Source organism: Pelovirga sp., from assembly GCF_059864205.1.
In genome coordinates this window covers 20,903-27,611 of the sequence record NZ_JCBCBS010000043.1, presented here as the reverse complement: position 1 = coordinate 27,611, position 6,709 = coordinate 20,903, and the positions used below count along the sequence as shown (strand labels likewise).

Genomic DNA, 6,709 nt, shown 5'->3' with positions numbered 1-6,709 from the left:
CGCGCCGTGCCCCGACGGAATTGTTGTTTTTATCCGGCAATCTTCAGGACGATTTTGCCGAAGTGTTTGTCTTCTTCCATCATGGTATGGGCAGCGACAATTTCCTCCATGGGGAAGGCCTTTTCGATGATTGGCACAATGCTGCGGTCGGCAAACTTCGGCAGGGCGCGACGGGTGAATTCAGCGACAATCTCGCCTTTTTCGGCTACCGGCCGACTGCGCAGGACCGAACCAATAATTTGCTGGCGTTTGACCATCATCAGAGCCAGATTGAGTTCCGCTTTGATACCGCTGATGACCCCGATAACGACCAGTCTGCCCTTGTAGGCCAGTGAGTTCATGTTGGGTTTAAGGTAGGCCGCGCCAACGTGATCGAGAATGACATCCACCCCTTTTTTGCCCGTGAATTCTTTGACAACATCGGTGAAGTCGGGATTCGTGGTGTAGTCGATCACCAGATCGGCACCAAGTTCCTTGACCCGCTCCAGCTTGGAAGGATGGGCAGTAACGATCAGTTTGGCATTGGGGGTGAGGGCTTTGGCGAGTTGGATGGCCGCCGTGTTAACGCCACCGCCGCCGCCATGAAGGATAGCTGTTTGACCATCTTCGAGTCCGCCGATCATAAAGACATTGAGAAAAGCCGTAATGTAGCTTTCACAGACGCAGGCGGCCTCTTCAAAACTCATGCTGTCGGGTATCGCCATCAGGTGGTCGGCGTAGGCCACGGCATATTCGGCATAACCGCCGCCACCGACCAGACTCATCACCCGATCCCCGACCTTCCAGTTGGAAACGCCACTGCTGACGGCTTCAACGGTGCCGGCAACCTCAAGGCCAAGGATTTCTGAATCACCGGGAGGAGGTGGGTAATTGCCGACGCGTTGGACCAGATCCGGACGGTTGATGCTGGTGGCTGCCACCTTGATGAGAACTTCATTTTCTTTGGGCTGGGGTTTTGTCACCTCGCCAACGGACATGACTGTCGGGGCGCCGAACTCTTTTATCACAACTGCCTTCATGAATCTCTCCTTTGCTGATTGAAATAGATTGGCAATAAATATCGGTTTCAGACATAATGCGACCCTGATTGCCGAATCAGATGACCGAGCCTGCAGTATAGTCGGATTGTTTGCAGGATTCAAATTGCCAATCTGGTTTTTCGTCCGTAATACGGTTCTTTTGCACCGTGGCGATGTCAATCTGCGACCTTGTTTGTGAGGCGTACAAGCGGACAACTGTAAGCCTTGATTTCAAGTCCTGGATTTTCCTGTCACCACGAAACAACTTTCCGTTTGCGCCGCAAAGACTGGATTCAGCCTAAATGGATTTTTGTGACAAAAACATGGCGCTGTACCATTTGCGGCTATTTGCATGAAGGTGATTTTCCACCGGAATTTTGTCCTTTGTGTCATGCCGGTTCCGATAAGTTTGAACTGATCGCGACTGTTCCTGCCGGCAGTTCCCTGGTTCACAAGCTCAGGGATGAGTTGCGCCAGATGCAAAAGACCTTTGCTCCGCACGCGGTTTCAGCGCATTTTCCGGCAGCATTGATCCCTACTTGTACCTTATTTTTGCTGCTCGCTGTGATCTGCGTTTATCCTCCCCTGGAATTTGCCGCATTTGCTCTACTGGTGATGATTGTGATCAGTGTCCCGCTGACGATGTTGACCGGCCTTTTCATTTGGCAGAAAAACTATCAGCAATCATTGAATCCCCTTTTTGTGAAAAAAATCAGCCTGGCCGTGGTTCTGTTACTGCTTGCCCTGGCGACCCTGGGATGGCGCTGGTTCAATCCCGACCCCCTGGCCGGTGGCACCGGAGCGATGTGGATTTACTCACTGCTCCATCTGCTGATGCTGATTTGTGTTACCCTTGTTGGCCACTATGGCGGGGTGCTGGTTTCGGCCAGGCGAAAGGAAGAAAAAGATGAGGGGCGTGGCAAGATTAAAAAATAAATATTTTTTATTTGAGGAAATGATTGTAGAATCCCACCCCTCAATTTTTTTTCCACTCCTGCCCTGGTGGGTGGGAACGTCAGCCTTCAAGTGAGCTAAAAAGTGCAGTTTAATTTGCAGATATATCTCAACTATGTCCTGGTGTTTTTGGTGCTGGTCGGTGGCCTGGTTGCCGGGATGCTGGCGGGTCGTGTGATTCATTTGTCGTTCAGTGGCGAGCAGACCTTTCAGCCTGGGACTGTAGTGCAGCCGCTGGCCGTGCGTCAGCTGGACCAGGACGATCTGCAGGTGATTATCAATCGCAGCCTCTTTGACGTGGCTTCCATCGGCGCGGCTTTTGTCAGGCCTGATGTTGCTGATATGTCGCTGGACAGTGAAACCCTTCAGGCTTCTGCCCGGATCGAAAATCTGACGTTGATCGGAACTGTTGTTGCTGGTGAATATTCTCTGGCGCTGATCAATACAGGCAGTAAGGTGGAGGTTTTTGGTCTCGGCAGCGAAATCGCCGCCGGCGTGACCGTCGATGTCATTGAACGCAGAAAGGTTGTCGTGCTTGAGCGCGGCGAGCGTCGTGAATTGCTTCTGCTTGAAGATCAGGTGGCGGCATCACTGCCGGCAACCCGACGGGCCGCAACCGCAGCGCCGGCAACGCCAACAGCCGCTCAGGGTGGTGTTGTCGACTTGGGCGAAGGGCGTTTTCGCGTTGACCGCGGAATGGTTGACAGTGCCCGCGCCAATATGGGCGCCCTGCTGCAATCGGCGCGGATGATCCCCCATATGGAAAACGGTCAGACCACCGGCTTTCGTCTGGTCGGTATGCAGCGCGGATCCCTACTCGAGCAACTGGGTTTGCGTCTTGGCGATGTTGTTGTCGAAATCAATCAGGTTCGGCTCGACAGTCCGGAGAAGGCGCTGCAGGTGTTTCAACAGGTACGGGAAGCGAACAATATCAGCCTGGGACTGATCCGCAACGGACAGCCGCAGACATTTGCATACAGCCTTGATTAGGAGCTGATACGTGGAGAATAAAAGATATTTTCCGGCAAAATTGCTGGTTCTCTGGCTGGTGATCCTGCTGTTTTGTGTGCCCGGGCGCATCATTGCCACGGCTGCTGAGGAGATGCTGATCACCCTCGACTTTCAGAATGTCGAGCTGGTGGACATGATCAGCACGATCAGTGAACTGACTGGCAAAAACTTTCTCTATGATGAAACCGTGCGCGGCAAGGTCAGTATCCTGTCACCGCAGCCGGTATCCCTTGATGAAGCTTATCGGCTGTTTTTGACGGTGCTGCGGGTGAGGGGTTTTACTGTCGTTCCCGCCGGACAGGTCAACAAGATTGTTACTCTGGCTTCTGCCAAAGAAGAAACCCTCCCATTTACTGCTCAGCGCGGACTGGGCGATCAGCATGTCACCCGGATCCTCGAATTGCGCCAGCTTGACGCTACCGTCGCGGTGGAAACCATTCTGCGACCGTTGATGCCAAAAACCAGTCACGTTGTCGCCCATCAGGCCACCAACACCATTGTGATTACCGATACGGCTCAGAACATCGAGCGTTTGAACCGGCTGCTGAACACCCTGGATAAAAGCTGGGATCGTGAAAGCGTCGAACTCCTGCCCCTGCAGTACGCTGAAGCCGCTGACACAGCTGCTCTGGCGATGCAGATTCTTGAAGGGGGCGGTGGTGCCGCGCCGGCGACCCGTGCCGCACGTCAGGCCCAGTCAGGCGGAAAACGTGTTGCCGGCCAGATCATCCCCTACGAGCGTACCAATACCCTGGCCGTGCAAGGGGAGCCGGCTTTTATCGCCCAGGCCAAAAAGCTGATTGCCCAGCTTGATGTCGATGTGACCACCAGTTTTTCCGGGGTGCATGTCTATTATCTTGAGCATGCTGAAGCGGTACCGCTGGCCGAAACCATCAACCAGATTGTCGCCGGGGCGGCCAGAACGCCATCGGTGCCACGTACGGCAGAGGGGCAGCCGACAGCCGTACTGTTCAAGGATGTCAAGGTCACTGCCGACAAGCCGACCAACTCCCTGATTATCAACGCTTCCCAGGATGAACTCAGAAATGTCATGGCGTTGATCGGCCAGCTCGATATCAAGCGCAAGCAGGTGTTTGTCGAGGCGCTGATTATGGATTTGTCGATGAGGGCGGTGTTGGAGTTGGGGACTTCATTGCAGGGAGCTGTCGATCTGGGCAGTGACAGTATAATCAGTGCATCGACAGGTGGCATGCCTTTGGGTGGCCCCAATATTATTCCTAGTGGTGATGACCCCGGCGTTCTTAAGCGTGCAGTTGAAGGAATTTTACTTGGTGGATTGTTTAATCCTATCTCTTATTCAGTAGGAGGTGTCGATTTCACAGTTCCTGCAGTTTCGGCATTGATTAATCTTTCAGAAAGTGATTCTGACGTTAATATTCTTTCCGCACCGCGCCTGTTGACCTCCGATAATGAAGAAGCTGAAATAATTGTCGGTGAAAATGTGCCGATAATTACTTCGCGTGCAACAGCTTCCGGTGGTGGAGATAATATTATAAGTGCTGTTGAGCGTCAGGATGCGGCGTTGATTTTACGTTTTACTCCTCAAATCACAGCCGGTGGTTTGGTGCGTATGAAAATCCATCAGGAAATCAGTGGAGTGAAACAGGAGGGTGGAGTTGGCGACGAAAATGATATTGGTCCAACTTTGACCAAAACGCTGCTGCGCAATTCCATTGTTGCTCGTGATGGCGAGACCGTAGTGCTTGGTGGATTGTTTAGAAATCAGGTAACTAAAACTGTCAGCAAGGTGCCATTGCTTGGTGACATTCCAATTCTTGGCTGGCTGTTCAAGTCGACCACAGATCGTGACGAAAAGCGCAGTCTGCTGATATTTATAACTCCGCGTGTCATAGCTGATACGGAAGATTTAAGTCGACTGACTACCGATACACACAGGGATCTGCAGCTCTTTCGTTCCGAAGGTGGTACCCAGGAGTTTTTTGAACAGCAACGGATGAAAACTATCGGGGATTTTGCCGTACCTCTGGAGAACTAAACCCATGCGAGCAATGAAGTGGCGCAAACTTGGTGAAATCCTCATCAATGATCAGGGGATTCCCGAAGAAATTGTGCGCAAGGCGCTGCAGGAGCAGGAGGTCAGTCACGCGCGCCTGGGGGAAATTCTTAAAGCCAAGGGTGAGATGACCGATGCCACGCTGGCGGAGGCACTGGCCAGCCAAAGTGGTGTTGACTTTGTTGTCGAGCCGAACATAACCGCCACTGCCCTTGAACTCTTGACCAGCATTCCCATCGGTTACGCCAAAGAACATCTGGCTGTTCCCCTTGATATTCAAGGCCAAACGATCCGTCTGGCAGTAGCTGACCCGAGTAACAACCGGGTGCTGAATGATCTGTCGGTAATGACCGGTTGCCGGATTGTTCCAGTGATCGCTTCTGCTGAGCGGATCATGTACGCCATCAACCAGGGGTACGAAGCCCTGTCCGGCGGTAGCGGCATGATGGATGACATCAGCCACGGGGATATTGCCGTAGAAGACAAGCTGCAGGTTGACGACCTGCTGGATACCAGCGATGAGGCGCCGGTGATTCGCTTTGTGAATGGGCTGCTGACCCAGGCCTATCGCCAGCGCGCCAGTGATATCCACATTGAGCCCTTTGAGTTCGAAGCGGTGATCCGCACCCGCATTGACGGTATTCTCTACGAGTCACAGCGCCCGCCTCATCGTGCTTTGGCGAATATTGTGTCGCGGATAAAGATCATGGCGAACCTGGACATTGCCGAAAAACGGCTGCCTCAGGATGGTCGTTTGTCTGTGCGCATTGCCGGTAAAGATGTGGATATTCGTGTTTCAACCTTGCCGACCGCCTTTGGCGAGCGGGTGGTGTTGCGTCTACTTGACAAAAGTTCAGGGGTGCTGGGGCTTGAGCAGATCGGTATTGATGCCCGGATGTTGCCGCAAATTCAGAAGATGATTCATAAAAGTCACGGCATTTTTCTGGTTACCGGTCCGACCGGTGCCGGTAAAACCACGACCCTTTATTCGGCTCTGTCGTCCATCAACTCGCGCGAACAGAATATTATTACCGTTGAAGATCCGATCGAGTACCAGTTGCCCGGGGTTGGACAGCTTCAGGTTAATCCCAAGATCAACCTGACCTTTGCGCAAGGGTTGCGCTCGATTCTGCGTCAGGATCCCGATGTCATTATGGTTGGCGAGATCCGTGACAGTGAAACGGCCAAGATTGCCGTTCAGGCAGCACTTACCGGACACCTGGTGTTTTCGACCCTGCACACCAACGATTCCGCCGGCGCTCTCGCGCGCTTGGTGGAGATGGGGGTTGAGCCGTTTCTGGCGGCTTCGGCTCTGTTGGGGGTGATGGCGCAGCGACTGGTGCGATCTATCTGCCCCCACTGCCGGGTAAGTTATCGCCCTGATGAAAAAGTTCTGGCGCAACTCTTTGAAGGGCAACCGGTTCCCAAAGATGCTGTGTTCTTCCACGGGCGCGGCTGCAGTCACTGTATGCAGATTGGTTATTTGGGGCGCACCGGGCTTTATGAGCTGCTCGAAGTATCGGACGCCATCCGCGGGCTGGTGACCACCAATGCTGACGCTGTCACCATCCGCAAACAGGCGCAAAGAGAGGGGATGCGCCCCTTACGCCTGGCCGGGATGGATAAGGTCCTGGCCGGTCAGACAACCATCGAAGAGGTGCTGCGTGTTACCCAGGAGGAGGTGTAGGTC

5 protein-coding genes are annotated in these 6,709 nt (G+C 53.4%); 4 read left to right on the top strand and 1 reads right to left on the bottom strand.

Annotated elements, in window-relative coordinates; genetic code table 11:
• Positions 1-29: 29 nt before the first annotated feature.
• Positions 30-1,019 (bottom strand): zinc-binding dehydrogenase, encoded by a 990-nt coding sequence (locus AC6F7T_RS02375; RefSeq protein WP_500716365.1) that lies wholly within the window; start codon positions 1,017-1,019, stop codon positions 30-32.
• A 312-nt stretch (positions 1,020-1,331) separates the two neighbouring features.
• Here AC6F7T_RS02375 and AC6F7T_RS02370 point away from each other — a divergent pair, with 312 nt between their 5' ends.
• The 4 genes from AC6F7T_RS02370 to gspE all read left to right on the top strand — a co-directional run bounded on the left by AC6F7T_RS02370 (position 1,332) and on the right by gspE (position 6,706).
• A complete protein-coding gene (locus AC6F7T_RS02370) occupies positions 1,332-1,955 on the top strand; it encodes a rubredoxin-like domain-containing protein (protein WP_500716364.1) in 624 nt (207 codons plus the stop codon).
• Positions 1,956-2,057: 102 nt separating this feature from the next.
• Positions 2,058-2,963, top strand: coding sequence for a type II secretion system protein GspC (gene gspC / locus AC6F7T_RS02365; protein WP_500716363.1), 906 nt, complete (start codon positions 2,058-2,060; stop codon positions 2,961-2,963).
• A gap of 10 nt (positions 2,964-2,973) precedes the next feature.
• A complete protein-coding gene (gene gspD, locus AC6F7T_RS02360) occupies positions 2,974-5,001 on the top strand; it encodes a type II secretion system secretin GspD (protein WP_500716362.1) in 2,028 nt (675 codons plus the stop codon).
• Between the two features lie 4 nt (positions 5,002-5,005).
• Positions 5,006-6,706 (top strand): type II secretion system ATPase GspE, encoded by a 1,701-nt coding sequence (gene gspE / locus AC6F7T_RS02355; protein ID WP_500716361.1) that lies wholly within the window; start codon positions 5,006-5,008, stop codon positions 6,704-6,706.
• The last annotated feature ends 3 nt before the right edge of the window (positions 6,707-6,709 follow it).